General features: G+C 68.0%; 14 protein-coding genes. 2 read left to right on the top strand and 12 right to left on the bottom strand.

Translation table 11 applies throughout. The annotated features are described in order from the left end of the window. Positions 1-66 precede the first annotated feature (66 nt). Positions 67-891 (top strand): endonuclease/exonuclease/phosphatase family protein, encoded by an 825-nt coding sequence (locus tag AB3G45_RS24595; RefSeq protein WP_367833666.1) that lies wholly within the window; start codon positions 67-69, stop codon positions 889-891. Here AB3G45_RS24595 and AB3G45_RS24590 read toward each other — a convergent pair. Both AB3G45_RS24590 and AB3G45_RS24585 read right to left on the bottom strand, forming a co-directional pair. Further along, positions 863-2,323, bottom strand: coding sequence for a phosphatidylserine/phosphatidylglycerophosphate/cardiolipin synthase family protein (locus AB3G45_RS24590; RefSeq protein WP_367833025.1), 1,461 nt, complete (start codon positions 2,321-2,323; stop codon positions 863-865). The two genes, AB3G45_RS24595 and AB3G45_RS24590, sit on opposite strands and share 29 nt — an antisense overlap. Positions 2,324-2,455: 132 nt before the next feature. After that, positions 2,456-3,514 carry a succinylglutamate desuccinylase/aspartoacylase family protein gene (locus tag AB3G45_RS24585; RefSeq protein ID WP_367833024.1) on the bottom strand — a complete coding sequence of 353 codons (1,059 nt, stop codon included), beginning with the start codon at positions 3,512-3,514 and terminating at the stop codon, positions 2,456-2,458. 136 nt (positions 3,515-3,650) lie between these two features. On the opposite strand from AB3G45_RS24585, the gene AB3G45_RS24580 reads away from it, so the two are divergent. Continuing rightward, on the top strand, positions 3,651-4,211 hold the full coding sequence (locus AB3G45_RS24580; protein ID WP_367833023.1) for a methylated-DNA--[protein]-cysteine S-methyltransferase: 561 nt from the start codon (positions 3,651-3,653) through the stop codon (positions 4,209-4,211). Positions 4,212-4,215: 4 nt separating this feature from the next. Here the strand turns inward: AB3G45_RS24580 and AB3G45_RS24575 are convergent, their stop codons facing one another. The 10 genes from AB3G45_RS24575 to AB3G45_RS24530 all read right to left on the bottom strand — a co-directional run bounded on the left by AB3G45_RS24575 (position 4,216) and on the right by AB3G45_RS24530 (position 14,327). Next, positions 4,216-5,076: a sigma-70 family RNA polymerase sigma factor gene (locus AB3G45_RS24575; protein WP_367833022.1), complete on the bottom strand. Its 861-nt coding sequence runs from the start codon at positions 5,074-5,076 to the stop codon at positions 4,216-4,218. Then, positions 5,066-5,527, bottom strand: a complete 462-nt coding sequence (locus AB3G45_RS24570; RefSeq protein ID WP_367833021.1) for a carboxymuconolactone decarboxylase family protein — start codon at positions 5,525-5,527, stop codon at positions 5,066-5,068. Before AB3G45_RS24570 ends, AB3G45_RS24575 begins: the two co-directional genes overlap by 11 nt. A 215-nt stretch (positions 5,528-5,742) precedes the next feature. Further along, positions 5,743-7,305: a glutamine-hydrolyzing GMP synthase gene (gene guaA / locus AB3G45_RS24565; protein WP_367833020.1), complete on the bottom strand. Its 1,563-nt coding sequence runs from the start codon at positions 7,303-7,305 to the stop codon at positions 5,743-5,745. Positions 7,306-7,358: 53 nt separating this feature from the next. After that, the gene (locus AB3G45_RS24560; protein WP_367833019.1) at positions 7,359-8,003 is read right to left on the bottom strand and encodes a 5'-methylthioadenosine/S-adenosylhomocysteine nucleosidase; all 645 of its coding nucleotides are present in this window, start codon (positions 8,001-8,003) and stop codon (positions 7,359-7,361) included. After that, positions 8,000-8,449 (bottom strand): PaaI family thioesterase, encoded by a 450-nt coding sequence (locus tag AB3G45_RS24555; RefSeq protein WP_367833018.1) that lies wholly within the window; start codon positions 8,447-8,449, stop codon positions 8,000-8,002. Before AB3G45_RS24555 ends, AB3G45_RS24560 begins: the two co-directional genes overlap by 4 nt. 87 nt (positions 8,450-8,536) lie before the next feature. Then, a complete protein-coding gene (locus AB3G45_RS24550) occupies positions 8,537-8,992 on the bottom strand; it encodes a TspO/MBR family protein (RefSeq protein WP_367833017.1) in 456 nt (151 codons plus the stop codon). A gap of 41 nt (positions 8,993-9,033) precedes the next feature. Continuing rightward, positions 9,034-10,128 (bottom strand): DUF1513 domain-containing protein, encoded by a 1,095-nt coding sequence (locus tag AB3G45_RS24545; protein WP_367833016.1) that lies wholly within the window; start codon positions 10,126-10,128, stop codon positions 9,034-9,036. Next, positions 10,128-11,264: an imelysin family protein gene (locus tag AB3G45_RS24540; RefSeq protein ID WP_367833015.1), complete on the bottom strand. Its 1,137-nt coding sequence runs from the start codon at positions 11,262-11,264 to the stop codon at positions 10,128-10,130. The genes AB3G45_RS24545 and AB3G45_RS24540 overlap by 1 nt, the downstream gene beginning before the upstream one ends. A gap of 207 nt (positions 11,265-11,471) precedes the next feature. Further along, positions 11,472-13,007 (bottom strand): di-heme oxidoredictase family protein, encoded by a 1,536-nt coding sequence (locus AB3G45_RS24535; protein WP_367833014.1) that lies wholly within the window; start codon positions 13,005-13,007, stop codon positions 11,472-11,474. Positions 13,008-13,049: 42 nt separating this feature from the next. After that, the gene (locus AB3G45_RS24530; RefSeq protein WP_367833013.1) at positions 13,050-14,327 is read right to left on the bottom strand and encodes an imelysin family protein; all 1,278 of its coding nucleotides are present in this window, start codon (positions 14,325-14,327) and stop codon (positions 13,050-13,052) included. Positions 14,328-14,443 lie beyond the last annotated feature (116 nt).

Genomic DNA, 14,443 nt, shown 5'->3' with positions numbered 1-14,443 from the left:
GGCAAAGCGCCCATATGATGGAGGGGCCGCAAGGAAGGACACGTGGACAGGAAGCCGAACGACAAGATGATGCCGGCCGCATTGCTGGCCGCCATCCGCAACCGCCGCGGCCATCGGCCGCCGGAAAACAATCGCCCCGGCGATACCGTGATCGCGTCCTACAACGTGCACAAATGCGTGGGCGTCGACCGGCGCTTCGATCCGGAGCGCACGGCGCGCGTGATCGCCGAGATCGACGCGGACATCATCGCCATCCAGGAGGCGGACAAGCGCTTCGGCGAGCGGTCCGGCCTGCTTGACCTTGCGATCCTGGAACGGGACTGCGGTCTCCTGCCGGTGCCGATCACCGCGCTGTCCTCGACCGGCCACGGCTGGCACGGCAACATGATCCTGATCCGCAAGGGCGCCGTCGGCGGGGTGCGCCAGTTGAAGCTGCCGGGCGTCGAGCCGCGCGGCGCGCTGGTCGCGACGCTCGACCTGCCGGTCGGCAAGCTGCGGCTGGTCGCGGCCCATTTCGGCCTCCTGAAGCGCTCGCGCGAGCAGCAGGCCATGGCGATCCTCGCCTCTGTGGCGGAGGAAGAGGAGATGCCGACCCTGCTCGTCGGCGATCTCAACGAATGGCGCGTCGGCCGCCGTTCCTCGCTGTCGCGCCTCCAGCCGACCTTCGATCCCGCCTCCGGCGCCGTGCCGACCTTTCCCTCACGCTTTCCGGTCCTGGCGCTCGACCGCGCGCTCGGCCATCCGCACGATCTCGTCACCTCCGTCGAGGTGCACGACACGCCGCTTGCCCGCGTCGCGTCCGATCACCTGCCGATCAAGGCGCATATCGACCTCAAGGTCGTCTGGGAGCGCGCCTTCCGGCCTACAGATAGGGTGAGCCGAGCCATGTGATGCGCTCGACGAGGCGCTGGGCGAAGGGGCGGGCCCTCAGATCGTCGAGCTTGACCTCCTCGGCGCTGGAGAGTGCGGCGGCGATGCGCCGGCCGATGAGGTCGGCGAAGCCGGCGTCGACCACCTCGATATCCACCTCGAAATTCAGCCGCAGCGAGCGCGGGTCGATGTTCGACGAGCCGATATAGGACCAGGCGCCGTCGATGACCGTGAGCTTGGAATGGTTGAAGGCGCCGGAGGCGCGCCAGATGCGGCAGCCGTGTTTCAGGATCTGGTCGAATTGCGCCGTCATGGCGAGGTCGACCAGCTTCAGGTTGTTGGCCGACGGCACGATGATGTCGATCTCCACCCCGCGCCGCGCCGCCGTGAGGATCGCGCTGATCAGCTCGCGGTCCGGCAGGAAATAGGGCGACACGATGCGGATGTGTCGCCGGGCGACCGACACCGCGCCCATCAGCATGCGGTGATTGGCCTCCAGGCTCTTGTCCGGGCCCGACGGCACGACACGGGCGAGCATGCCGGTCTCCGGCGCGTCGGGCGGCGGGGCGATCTGCCAGGCCTCGCCCGCAAGCTCGTCGCCGCCGGAAAAGCGCCAGTCCTCGTAGGCGATGCGGAAGAGGTCGCTGACCACCGGGCCGGTCAGGCGGAAATGCGTATCGAGCGCCGCCGCCTCGCCGGAGAATTCCGCGCAGAAGCCGGCGCGGATGTTCAGTCCGCCGGTGAAGGCGACGCTGCCGTCGACGATGAGGATCTTCCGGTGGGTGCGCAGGTTCGCATAGGGCAGGCGCAGGCCCATGACGATATTGCCGTTGAAGACGTCCGTCGGCACCTTCGCCCGCTGCAGGTCGGAGACGATAGAGGGGATCGAGTAGCGCGCGCCGACCGCATCGATCAACACGCGCACCTGCACGCCGCGCGCCACGGCCTCCGACAGGGCCGCGACGAAACGCTCGCCGGCCGGGTCGCGGTCGAAGATATAGGTTTCGAGCAGGATCGAGCGCTCGGCGGCCGCGATCGCGGCCAGCATGGCGGCAAAGGCCTCGTCGCCGGTGGACAGCAGGTCGATGCGGTTGCCGGAGGTCAGCTTGCAGCGCCCGACCGTGTCGCCGACGCGCTGCATGGCGGCGAGCGCCCCGCCATAGGCTGCCTGCATGTGCTCGTTCGAAACGTCGTATTCCGCCATATGGTGCCAGCCGGCGGCGAGCAGGCCTTCGCGGCTGAGGTTCAGCGTCTTGCGGCGGATGCGGTTCACCCCGCCGATGGCATAGATGAGCGGGCCGACGACCGGCGAGAGCATGATGACGCCGACCCAGCCGATCGCCGCGCGCACCTCTTCCTTGGTCATCGTGGCATGGATGGCCGCCGGCACGCCGAGAAGGATCGACAGGGCGACCAGGATATGCGGCCAATAGGCGGAGAACGTCTCAAACATGATGCGTGCGGATCATCCCAGGGCGGCGTGGCCTGTGCGCGTGCCGGTCTCGCACCTATATATTGCTTCGGGCGCGGGGATTGCGAGGGGCGGGCGGCGCCCCGCGCAGGTTTCTTTCCGCCGGTGCGTTCCTCAGTCTTCCAGCGTGCCGGGCTTGCGGTTCCGGCGCGTCGCCTCGTGGCAGGCGATCTTCATCAGGTCGTCGCCGCGCCGGGCATGGCGGGCGGAGGCGCGGGTGGCGATCAGCCCGTCATGGGCGGCCGTCACCGCCAGCGTGCCGTCCGGCGCGCCGGGCCGGGTGATCAGCGTGGCGAGGAGATCGCCGGCCTTCACCGTCTCGCCGATATCGCGATGGAACAGCACGGTGCCGGGCTCGGGCGCCCGCACCATCTCGATATTGTCGAGCGGCACGGCGGGGCCGGCATAGGTCTTTGCCGCATGGGCGGGGTCGGCGACGACGCCGCGGCCGGCGAGGAAGCGCCAGAGGCCCGCCGCATCCGCCTTCGCCATGTCGGGACGGACGTCGCGCTTGCCGCGCAGTTCGACGGTCACCGAGAGGCGGCCGGGGACCGTCGCCAGCTTCTCCCCGCCCTGGCGCTTGAAGGCGTGGCCGACGGCCTCCTCGAAGGCGGAGCTTTCACCGTCGGACAGGAAGACCGCCGCCATGTCGAGTTCGGCCGCAAGATCGGCCGCCTCCGGCCAGAAGGCCGCGTCGATATAGGCATATTGCAGGGATTCGTCGTCGCAGTGCAGGTCCAGCACGAGATCGGCGCCGAGCGCGGCGTGCAGCAGGCTGCGCTTCAGGCGGTCGACGGCGCTGCGGCGGTCGATATCCTCCAGCAGCGTCTCGCGCTCGCCGAGCGCCACGAGCGGAAAGTCGCGATTGAAATTGGTGCGCGTGCCGAGATCGAACCGGCCCTCCATCTCGCCGAAATGCGATTGTGCAAGGCCCATCGGATTGGCCTGCGGGACGACGGTAATGTCGCCGCGGATCGCGCCGTCCGCCTCCGCCCTGTCCAGCCGTTCCAGGAGGAAATGCAGGAGCGCCACGCCCGGCAGTTCGTTGGCGTGCAGCGCGGCCTGGATATAGACGGAGGGAGCGGCGGCGTCGCCGCCCTTGAAGCGGAACACGGGGATGCGCCATTCGATGCCTGCCGTATCGCCGCTGATGATGATCTGCGAATGTTCCACGTCGTCTCCTTGCCGGTTCGTTTTCGGGACGGTTTATGCGAATTGGCGGCGATCCGCACAAGTCCCGGCAAGAAACGGGTTGAAAGCGACCGGGCGAAGCCCGATCTTGTGACGAAACGGGAACAGGAGCCCCGACATGACCGGCAAGGCCCACTATCTGATCTTCGACACCGCGGGCGGGCCGTGCGGCATCGCCTGGACGGCGGCCGGCGTCGTGCGGTTCCAGCTTCCGGGCGAGGATGCCGCCACGACGCGCCGCCTGCTGCTGCGCCACCTGCCCGAGGCGGAAGCGTCCGAGCCGCCATCGGCGATAACCGCGGCGGTGGCCGCCGTGCAGCGCTACTTTGCCGGCGAGGAAGCGGATTTCACCGACGTGCCGCTCGACCTTGCCGGCCAGAGCGCTTTCTTCCGGGCGATCTACGATGCCGCCCGCCGGGTGCATTGGGGCGAGACGACGACCTACGGGGCGCTTGCCCGCGAACTCGGCGCCGGGCCGGAAGCCGCGCGCGAGATCGGCCAGGCAATGGCGAAGAACCCAGTGGCGCTCATCATCCCCTGCCACCGCGTGCTCGCCGCCGGCGGCAAGGTCGGCGGCTTTTCCGCGCCGGGCGGTGCCTCGTCGAAGCTGAAGATGCTGGCGCTGGAAGGCGTCTCCTTCGATCCGCCGGCGCCGGCGCAGCAGTCCTTCGGGTTCTGAGCCGTCAGGCGCCGGTCAGCCTGGCCAGCTTCTCCGGGTTGCGCGTGATGTAGATCGCGGTGATGCGCCCGCCGGAAATGTCCAGCGCCGAGGTCTGCAGGTGGCCGTCGACCCGGCTGAGAAATCCCGGCAGGCCGTCGATCACGAGATGGCCGAGGAATTCCATGCGTCCGCCGAGCTTGCGCGAAAGCCCGAGATAGAGGCGCACCAGCCGATCCGTCCCGTGGATCGCATTGGGAAAGGCCATGACCTTCCCGCCGCCGTCCGAGCGGAGCGTCGCGTCCTCCGCCAGCATGGAGCCGAGCGCCGTCGCATCCCCCAGGCGGCAGGCTTCGAAGAAGGCCTCCACGATCGCCCGGCTGTCCTCCCGCGCGATCTCGTAACGCGGCTGGTCGACCCGCACATGCGCGCGTGCCCGTGCCGCAAGCTGCCGGGTTGCCGCGGGGCTGCGCTGCAGCGTCGCCGCCACCTCGTCCACCGGCTGGTTGAAGACGTCGTGCAGGAGGAACGCCGCCCGCTCCAGCGGCGACAGGCGCTCCAGCGCCACCATCAGCGTCAGCGTGATGTTGTCCGCGCGCATCTCCTCGTCGGCCGGCTCGATCAGCGGCTCGGGCAGCCAGGTGCCGGGATAGGTCTCGCGGCGGAAGCGGGCGGATTTCATCGCGTCGAGGCAGAGGCGCGAGACGATGCGGGTCAGCCAAGCGGCCGGCTCGGCCACGCGGCCGCGGTCGCTGCGATGCCAGCGCAGCCAGGCCTCCTGCACGATGTCCTCGGCCTCCGCATGCGCGCCGAGCATCCGGTAGGCAAGGCGCAGCAGCCGGGGCCGCTGCGCCTCGAAGATCTCGGTGGACGGATCAGGCGGCATGGAGCCGTGTCGCCGGGTGCTCGGCGCGAAGGCCCACCTGCACGCGGTTCCAGAGGTTGATCGCTCCGATGGCGACCGTCAGCCAGGCCTGCTCGTCGGGCGTGAAGGCGGCCTCGACGGCGGCCCAGTCCTCGTCGGGCGCATGGGTCTCAGCCACCAGCGTCAGCGCTTCGGTCCAGGCGAGCGCTGCCCGCTCGCGCGGCGAATAGAGCGACGAATCGCGCCATCCGGCAAGAAGGTGGAGGCGCGTCGGGTCCTCGCCGTCCTTCAGCGCCTCCCCCACATGCATGTGGATGCAGTAGGTGCAGCCGTTGATCTGCGAGGCGCGCACCTTCACCAGGTGCACGAGCAGCGCATCGAGAGGGCTCGCCTTCAGTGCCGCCTCCAGGGAAAACATCGCCTTGAAGGCCGGCTCTGCGCGCTTGAAGTAATCGGTCATGCGGGGTGACATTCCAGTCTCCTTTTCGTTCACACGCCGCTATGACGAGGGGACATCGCCGTTTGTGACATCGCCGTCCGGTTTTTTTGGGGAAAGGGACGGAAGTCGGACCATGCTGGCGCCGGCCGGCCGGCAAGTCAAACGGCAACAGCCCCGACGCGGGGCGTCGGGGCTGTGCTCAATCTCGTTCTGCAGGCCGCAGGCTCAGCGCCGCGGGCGGCGATCCTTCACTCCCACTCGATCGTGCCCGGCGGCTTCGACGTGACGTCGTAGACCACACGGTTGATGCCGCGCACCTCGTTGATGATGCGGGTGGCGGCGCGGCCGAGGAAGTTCATGTCGTAGTGGTAGAAATCGGCGGTCATGCCGTCGACGGAGGTGACGGCGCGCAGCGCGCAGACGAATTCGTAGGTGCGCCCGTCGCCCATCACGCCGACGGTCTGGACCGGCAGCAGCACGGCGAAGGCCTGCCAGATCTTGTCGTAGAGGCCGGCCTTGCGGATCTCGTCGAGATAGATGGCGTCGGCCTCGCGCAGGATCTCCAGCTTGTCTCGGGTGATGCCGCCCGGGCAGCGGATGGCAAGGCCCGGTCCCGGGAAGGGATGACGGCCGATGAAACTGTCCGGCAGGCCGAGTTCGCGGCCGAGCACGCGCACCTCGTCCTTGAAGAGTTCGCGCAGCGGCTCGACGAGCTTCATGTTCATGCGCTCGGGCAGGCCGCCGACATTGTGGTGCGACTTGATGGTGACCGAGGGGCCGCCGGTGAAGGAGACGCTCTCGATGACGTCGGGATAGAGCGTGCCCTGGGCGAGGAATTCCGCGCCGCCGAGCTTCCTGGCCTCGTCCTCGAACACCTCGATGAACAGGCGGCCGATGATCTTGCGCTTGGTCTCCGGATCGGAAACGCCTTCCAGCTCGCCGACGAACCGGTCGACCGCGTCGACATGGATGAGGTGCAGGTTGTAGTGCTCGCGGAACATGGCGACGACGTCGGCCGCCTCGTTCTTGCGCATCAGGCCGTGGTCGACGAGGATGCAGGTGAGCTGCGCGCCGACCGCCTCATGGATGAGGAGGGCCGCGACGGAACTGTCTACACCGCCCGACAGCGCGCAGATGACGCGCTTGTCGCCGACCTGCTCGCGAATGGCTTCCACGGCGCGGGCGCGATAGGCCGACATCGACCAGTCGCCCTTGATGCCGGCGATCTTGTGCACGAAGTTGGAGAGCAGCTTCGCCCCGTCGGGCGTGTGCACCACTTCCGGATGGAACATCGTCGTATAATAGCGCTTCGCCTCGTTGACGCAGATGGCGAAGGGCGCGTTTTCGGAGGTGCCGATGATTTCGAAGCCCTCGGGCGCGACCGTCACGCGATCACCGTGGCTCATCCAGACCGGATATTTTTTGCCCACGTCCCAGAAGCCTTCGAAGAGGGGGCTCGCTTTCAGGATCTCGACGTCGGCGCGGCCGAACTCACGGGCATGGCCGCCTTCGACGGTGCCGCCGAGCTGGGTGGCGAGCGTCTGCTGGCCGTAGCAGATGCCGAGGATCGGCAGGCCGGAATCGAAGACGACCTGCGGCGCGCGCGGGCTGCCCTGGTCGAGCACCGATGCGGGGCCGCCGGAGAAGATGATCGCCTTCGGCCGCATGCGGTGGAAGGCCTCTTCCGCCGATTGGAAGGGGATGATCTCGCAATAGACGCCTGCTTCGCGCACGCGCCGCCCGATGAGCTGGGTCACCTGGCTGCCGAAATCGATGATGAGAACGCTGTCGGGATGAGCTGTCTGGGTCATGGCGAGCCTTTAATGAAAATCCGCGTCCCGCGCAACGGGGAAATGCCGGATCTTCAGCCCCTCGGCATGAGGGTTCCCTCGGCCAGGGCCGCCTCCAGCCGGTCGACGGCTTCGGCGAGCTTCTCGTCGATGACGTGGAGGTACTCCGTCCAGTCGCCGATATGGCTGAGTTCGGCCTTGCCGTCGGAAATGCCGCGCAGGCCAACGAGCGTGAGGCCGAAGGCCTGGCAGGCGCGCAGTTCCGCGAAGGTCTCCATGTCCACCATGTCCGCGTCGATGCCCGCATAGGCGGCGCCGGAGACGATGCCGCCACCCGTCGAAAGGCGCGCTGCGGCTATGCCGGGAATGCGGACCGGAAGCGGCACCTCCACCGGCAGGTCGAGGAAGGGCGTCGCGCCGCGGGGAAAGCCCAGCGGCGAGGCGTCCATGTCGCGATAGGAGAGGGAGGTCGCCTGGTAGACACCGGTCTGCTCCAGCGTCGCCGAGCCGGCGGAACCGAGCGAGACGACGAGATCGGGAAGGCCGCCCTTGGCTTCCAGACGGCTGAGCGCGCGCGTCAGTTGCACGGCCGCTTCGACGGGGCCGACCCCGGTCATGAAGGGCGCGATGCGGGCTTTCAGGTGCGGGCCGTATTCGGCATCGACGGCCATGACGTAGAGGATGCGGTGCGGGCCGACGGGCTTGAGGGAAATGCTCATCCGGCGATGTCCTCGCGCCCGCGCACCACCATCATCGTGCCCGTCATCGAGGCGATGAGTTTTGCCGGGCCGTCGGAGATGGCATAGCCGCGCCCGTCTGCGACGATGATGTTGGAGCCCGGCTTGGTGACCTCGCCGCGGAACAGGAAGCGCTCGCCGCGCCCCGGTGACATGAGGTTGACCTTGAACTCGATGGTGAGGATCGCGGCATCAGCGTCGATCACCGAATAGGCGGCATAGCCACAGGCCGTGTCGAGTGCGGCGGAGATGACGCCGGCATGGAGGAAGCCGTGCTGCTGCGTCAGCTTGTCGTCGAAGGGCAGCTCGATCTCCACCGTGCCGTGCTCGATGCGGGTCAGTTCGGCGCCGATGAGCCGCATCGCCGCCTGTCGGGCAAAGCTTCTGGTGATGCGGTCGGCGAAATCGGCCGGCGGAAAATCGGTCATGATGCACACGGGGTCTGCCGGCGCGCCGGCGGGATAAGCGAAGGTGGCCGAACGTTTGCACGCCCCATGCCGCGCCGCAAGCGCCTTTCAGTTCAGGAGGAGGATTGCGGCGTTCAGCGCCGTGGCGAAGGCGACCCAGGCGAGGTAGGGCGCAAAGAGGAGCGCCGCCGTGCGATCCTGCCGCCAGGAGACGGCGATGAAGGCCGCCACGCAGACGAGGAGACCGAGAATGACGATCATCGCCGACGCCGGATCGTGCAGGCCGAAGAAGACGGGCGACCAGGCGAAGTTGAAGATCATCTGGGCGAACCAGAGGCGCATCGCCATGGAGCGGCGCAGCGCCAGCCAGGTCCGCGCGCCGACCACGCCGATGATGGCGTAGAGAAGGCTCCAGACCGGTGCGAAGACCCAGTCAGGCGGGTTGAAGGCCGGCTTGGCGAGCGAGCGATACCATTCATCGGGAATGTTGCCGGCGCCGATCAGCAGGCCGCCGCCGAGAACGAGGATGATGAAGGCAAGATAGACGAGGGGCGTGTTTCTCATGCCCGGGAAGTAGCGCGGTGCGCGCGCCCGTCCAGGGGGCTTTAGCCGCGCGGTATCAGGCCGGTTATATGCTGGTCCCAGGCGACGGCTTCCCGGCGCCCGGCGAAGCGGCCGTCATAGGAGGAGACTGCGAAACCCTGCGGCGCCGCGGCGATGCCGGCGGCGTCCGCAAGGGTTTCCTCGCGCAGCACGCGGCCGCTTTCCGCCTCGAGCACGACGAAACGCCCGCCGTTCGGCGAGGTGAGGCCGACAAGGCCCTCGCGCCGGTTGACGGCGATGGCGCCGACATAGTTGGCAAGGCCGATCGTCGTCTCCTCCGGCAGGGAGAGGAAGGTCAGGTCCTCGCCCTTGCCGAAATGGCCGACGAGCGGCGGCAGGTCGCTGCGCGGCCCCTCGTACTGGCAGGCGAACCAGATGCGGCCCCTGTCGTCGAGGTCGATGTGGCGGGTGGAAAGCCGTCGCAGCGTCTCCGGCAGGGCGTGGCGCTCGACGAGCGTGCCGGTGGCCGCGTCGATCAGGGCGAGCGAAGGCTCCATATGGTCGAGGTTGAGCTTGGTGCGGCCGAAATCCGGATGGGTTTCGATGCCGCCGTTGGCGGCGATCAGCAGTCGGCCGTCGTCGCTGACGGATAGGTCGTGCGTGCCGATGCCGTAGGTCGAATATTCGCCGATGCGGCGATAGCCGTCGCTTGCGTCATAGAGGCCGATAACGCCGCGGCCGGCGTCGAAATCGTTCTCGCTGGCATAGAGGACCCTGCCGTCCGGCGAGAAGCAGCCATGGCCGAAGAAATGCCGGTCCTCGGCCGCCGCGATGGTCACCGGCGCGGCCCTGCCGCCCCGGTCGACGACCAGCGCGAAGGTGCCGGGGCGTCGTGCGAAGGCGACGAGATGGCCGGTCGCGGGCGAAAAGGCCATGCCGTGGCTGCGGGCCGGCAGCGGCGTCCGGTCGATGACCGTGCCGTCCTCCGAGAGCACCGCGATGCCGAAGCTCCCGTCGCGCTCCCTGTAGCCGGAGGCGAAGACGGCGTCGGTGCGCGACAGGGCGAAGGATGCGCGGGGACCGAGCGCCGCCACCCAGGCGGCGCCCGCCATGCGCAGGAAGGCGCGGCGGTCGACAAGCGCGCTTCCGGCGCGCATCAGTCGCCGTCCGCGAAGGAGAAGCCAGCGCCGAGCCCGATCGCCCCGCCATATTCGGTGTCGAGGCGCAGGATGAGGTCGCGCGTGTTGATGAGGAGGAAGGCGATCTTCTGCTCTTCCTGCGGCGTCGAGACGGCCTTCTCGATGTCGGGATCGATGGTCGGTGCGACGCGGTGCAGCGATTTCAGCACGAAGTCGATATTGCCGGCGATGGACCGGTAGTTCGGATCGATGAGCTTGGCCATGCCGGACATGTCGAACAGCGTGCGCAGGCCCTCGATATTGGCGTCGATCGAGGTCCAGGTGTTGCCGGAGCGCCAGAACACCGCCGATTTCGGCCGCGCCGTGCCGCCGTGGCGATAGAAGGTCTCGATGCGCTGGTCGCGCACCGCCTCCGCCCCGTGCACGAGGATGCCGAGGAGGGCCGTGACAGCCTCCCTGCCGGTGCGGAAGACAGGGTTTTTCGGGCCGGGATGCTTCCAGTCCTGCTGCACGCCGTCGGGCGTGTCCCAGGCGGTGACGAGCTGGCTTGCCGTCGTCTCGATATGGCGGGCGACGGCGGTCGCATATCGGCAGCGGAATGTGTCCGGCGCGTCCGCCAGCTTCTGCGCGCCGGTGCCGTAAAGCGCGAATTCCAGCGCGCCGAAGCCCTGGATCGCGACGCTCTTGCCGGTCATCGCCGCGGCGTCCGTATCGGCTTCGTTCGCCTTCTGCAGCAGCGCCTGCACCTGCTTCAGGCCGGTGCTCTTGCGGTCGGGATAGAAGAGGATGCGCTCGAAGCGGTTGTCGTCGATGACCGGGCCGATGCGCACGATCTCGATGCGGCCCCAGTCGGTGACCGCCTGCCGGAAGGCATCGTCGACGATCTTCCGGCCGGCTTCGGACGGCGCCTTGCAGAAGGCGGCGGTCGCTTCGGCGAGCGCGCCGGCGGAGGCCTGGAAGCTGCGGTAGCCGGGGCGGATGACGTCGTCGACCGCGCGCGTCATGACGCCGACCACGCTTTCGTCCGTCAGCGCCGGCGGCACGGGCGTCCCGCCCTCCTGCGCCAGTGCCGGGACGGCGGCGGAAAGTGTCAGGGCGGCGGCGAAAAGCAGGGCCGGCGGTCGCCGCTGCCCCCCCTCTGCCCTGCCGGGCATCTCCCCCACAAGGGGGGAGATCGGCAGGCGGCAAGACCCCTGCTCGAATCGCGACGCCAAAGATGGGCGAAACGATCCTCCATCCAATCTCCCCTCTTGTGGGGGAGATGCCCGGCAGGGCAGAGGGGGGTAAGCCTCCCGGAAAGCGAGAGCGATGCTTTCGAAAAACGTGGCGAAACGACGGAAGGAAGGGCGCCGGGTGATCATCTAGAGGCTCTCCAAAAAAGTCAGAAGGGCGTCGCGGTCGTGTTTTTCCAGCGCGGCGAAGCGGTCGCGCGCCGCCTCGGCCTCCCCGCCGTGCCAGAGAATGGCCTCGGTGAGGTTGCGGGCGCGTCCGTCGTGCAGGAAGAACGTATGGCCGTTGACGGTTTTTGTAAGGCCGATGCCCCAGAGCGGCGGCGTGCGCCATTCCCGGCCGGTCGCCACGCCGACCGCCTGCCCGTCGGCAAGGCCTTCGCCCATGTCGTGCAGCAGGAAATCGGAATAGGGCCAGATGAGCTGGAAGGCATGGGCCTTGTTGCCGGCATCGCGCCGGGTGACGAATTTCGGCCGGTGGCAGGAAATACAGCCTGTCTCGTAGAAGACGCGCTTGCCCTCCAGCGTTTCGGCGAAACTCGCCTTGCGCCGCGCCGGCACGGCGAGGTTCTCCGCGTAGAAGGTGACGAGGTCCATCACCGGCGGCGGCGCCTCGGCATCGCCGAGCCTTTTCTGTACGCCGTCCGGTCGCTCCAGGCAGGCTTGTTGCGCGGGCGTGCAGTCGCCCTGGTGCAACGGCACCTCGGGCGTCGAAAGGCCGATGTCGAAGGCGAAGGCGTCGGCGCTCTGCTGGCGCACGGTGGCCGACTGCGCCTTCCAGCCGAACCGGCCGAGCGCTTTCCTGCCCGTCGCCGGATCGAGCGCGATGGCCGCCTTGCCGCTGATGCCGTCGCCATCCGCATCGTCGGGGTCGGCAAGGGCGAGGATGTCCGCCTCGTGGATGGCCTGCGCGAGACCGAGGCCGAGCATCGGCTGGGTAACGCGCGGGGAAAGCGTCGTCGTCGCATCGAGGTCGCCATAGGCGAGGCCGGTGACGGAATAGGTCGGCCGGCGCAGCATGACGACCTCACCGCCGGCCAGCGTCACCGGCGTCTCGGTATAGTCGATCGCCATGCGGCCCTCGGCCTTGAGGCCGGGTATGGCGAGGTCCTGGAGCTGGCGGCCGTAGATCGGGTCCGGCAGGCTCATCTCGCGAAAGCTTTCGAGCGCCGCCTCTTCCTGCGGCGTCCCTGCCGGGCGGGCGAGGCGCAGGAACATCGACGTGGCTTCTGCGGTGCCCTCCGGCGGATGGCCGCGGCCGTCCTTGATGTGGCAGGTCTGGCAGGAGCGCGCATTGTAGAGCGGGCCGAGCCCGTCGGAGGCCTGCGTGGAGGAGGGCGAGGAGACCCAGAGCTTCTGGAAGAGAGCGTTGCCGAGCTTGAACGTCTCCTCCTCCGCGAAGGTGATATTCTCGGAGAAGTGGGAGAAGCTGTTGATGGTGACGGATGCGAGCGAGGTCGCCGCCCCGCCGGACATCGCCTCGTACTGCTCGGCCTTGGAGAAATCCGTCGCCGGCGCCGTCACCACGGCGACGCGCCTCAGATCCTTCTCCGAGAGGTCATCGCGCCCGCGGTCGGTGGAATGCGCGTTTCCCAGAACGAAAACGCCCGCCGCGACGGATACCGCGGCAGAGACCGCGAGCAGGCGACGGGCAGGGCGTTCTGTCATATGGGATCGGGCCGCCACCCGGGGGAGGCGGCCCGCCTTCTATCATTGGAAGACAGCGTTAGGATTATCCAGGCTGTCGGAGCCTTCAAGCTCGATCTTGCCGAGGTCCAGGGATCCGATGACGCGTTCGATCGTCTTGGTCTGGTCGATCAGGCTGTCGACGGCGGCCTGGACGACCGTGTTGCCCTCGTCGTTGCCTTCGCCGATCATCTGGTCATAGGCTTCGCCGCCGTCCGCGCGGTCCTTGAGCGCCTGGAAGGCGGCGTGGCTGGCGTCGAGCTTGCCCTTCATCTCCGTATCGAGCGCGGCGTCCTTTTCCGCGACCAGTTCGGAGAGCGACGGGCCGGTGAGCTTGGAGCCGTCCGCACGGGTATACTCGCCCGTATAGACGGTCTGGATGCCGGCGACGTCGTAGTAGTGCGAGTTGTGCGTGTTGTCGGAGAAGCAATCGTGCTCTTCTTCCGGATCGTGCAGCAGCAGGCCGAGCTTCATGCGCTCGCCGGCGAGTTCGCCGTAGGAGAGCGAGCCCATGCCGGTCAGCATGGCGGTGATGCCGGCCTTCGGATCCGACGTCACGTTCTTGGTGGCGTCGCCGTCGGCGGCCCAGGCCTTCACCATCTCTTCCAGGTCGGTGACGAGCAGCGAGGAGGCGGCCTTCAGGTAGGCGGCGCGGCGGTCGCAATTGCCGTTGGTGCAATTGGCCGTGTCGTAGTCGCTCGCCTGGCGGTTGCCCGCGCCCTTTCCGGTGCCGTTGAGATCCTGGCCCCACAGCAGGAATTCGATGGCGTGGTAACCGGTCGCGACATTGGCTTCCACTTCACCCGCCTCGTGCAGTTCCTGCAGTACTTCCGGCGTGATGGCGGTGGCGTCGATGGTCTTGCCGCCGATCTCCAGCTTCGGATTGGCGATGACATTGCCGACGAAGAGCGCGTTTTCGTCGCTTTCCGTGCCGTAGCTGGCATCGACATAGTCGATCAGGCCCTCGTCGAGCGGCCAGGCGTTGACCTTGCCTTCCCAGTCGTCGACCAGCGGATTGCCGAAGCGGTAGGCTTCGGTCTGCTGGTAGGGCACGCGGGATTTCAGCCAAGCCTCGCGCGCCGCCTTCAGCGTTTCGTCGCTCGGCTTGGCGATGAGGGCATCGATCGCGGCATCGAGCGCCTTTGCGGCGTCGAGCGAGTCGGAGAACTTGGCATGGGCGATTTCGGCATAATGCTTGACGATCGCAGCCGGATCGGCGGCCGCATGGGCAGAGCCGATGGCAAGGCTTGACGCCGCGGCAGCAAGCGCAAAGGCGGCCGCGCGAAGGAAGGAAGTGGTCATGACGTCTCCTGGTGTCCTGTGTGTCTTGTCCCCCCGACACCAGGCGCCGCAGCCGACGCCCGGATAGCCCGGCAGGCCGCCCGGCCCGGGATTATTCAGGCACTACTCTCATGAAC

It is taken from the genome of Shinella sp. S4-D37 (genome assembly GCF_040812195.1).
GTDB lineage: Bacteria > Pseudomonadota > Alphaproteobacteria > Rhizobiales > Rhizobiaceae > Shinella.
This window is presented reverse-complemented; position numbering and strand designations above follow the sequence as displayed.

What these genes read in the sequence shown, in the direction of transcription:
- guaA (WP_367833020.1), bottom strand. Translation starts at nt 7,305, where the DNA reads ATGACCCAGACAGCTCATCCCGACAGCGTTCTCATCATCGATTTCGGC.
- AB3G45_RS24550 (WP_367833017.1), bottom strand. Translation starts at nt 8,992, where the DNA reads ATGAGAAACACGCCCCTCGTCTATCTTGCCTTCATCATCCTCGTTCTC.
- AB3G45_RS24560 (WP_367833019.1), bottom strand. Translation starts at nt 8,003, where the DNA reads ATGAGCATTTCCCTCAAGCCCGTCGGCCCGCACCGCATCCTCTACGTC.
- AB3G45_RS24535 (WP_367833014.1), bottom strand. Translation starts at nt 13,007, where the DNA reads ATGACAGAACGCCCTGCCCGTCGCCTGCTCGCGGTCTCTGCCGCGGTA.
- AB3G45_RS24555 (WP_367833018.1), bottom strand. Translation starts at nt 8,449, where the DNA reads ATGACCGATTTTCCGCCGGCCGATTTCGCCGACCGCATCACCAGAAGC.
- AB3G45_RS24575 (WP_367833022.1), bottom strand. Translation starts at nt 5,076, where the DNA reads ATGCCGCCTGATCCGTCCACCGAGATCTTCGAGGCGCAGCGGCCCCGG.
- AB3G45_RS24580 (WP_367833023.1), top strand. Translation starts at nt 3,651, where the DNA reads ATGACCGGCAAGGCCCACTATCTGATCTTCGACACCGCGGGCGGGCCG.
- AB3G45_RS24545 (WP_367833016.1), bottom strand. Translation starts at nt 10,128, where the DNA reads ATGCGCGCCGGAAGCGCGCTTGTCGACCGCCGCGCCTTCCTGCGCATG.
- AB3G45_RS24540 (WP_367833015.1), bottom strand. Translation starts at nt 11,264, where the DNA reads ATGCCCGGCAGGGCAGAGGGGGGGCAGCGGCGACCGCCGGCCCTGCTT.
- AB3G45_RS24595 (WP_367833666.1), top strand. Translation starts at nt 67, where the DNA reads ATGATGCCGGCCGCATTGCTGGCCGCCATCCGCAACCGCCGCGGCCAT.
- AB3G45_RS24590 (WP_367833025.1), bottom strand. Translation starts at nt 2,323, where the DNA reads ATGTTTGAGACGTTCTCCGCCTATTGGCCGCATATCCTGGTCGCCCTG.
- AB3G45_RS24530 (WP_367833013.1), bottom strand. Translation starts at nt 14,327, where the DNA reads ATGACCACTTCCTTCCTTCGCGCGGCCGCCTTTGCGCTTGCTGCCGCG.
- AB3G45_RS24570 (WP_367833021.1), bottom strand. Translation starts at nt 5,527, where the DNA reads ATGTCACCCCGCATGACCGATTACTTCAAGCGCGCAGAGCCGGCCTTC.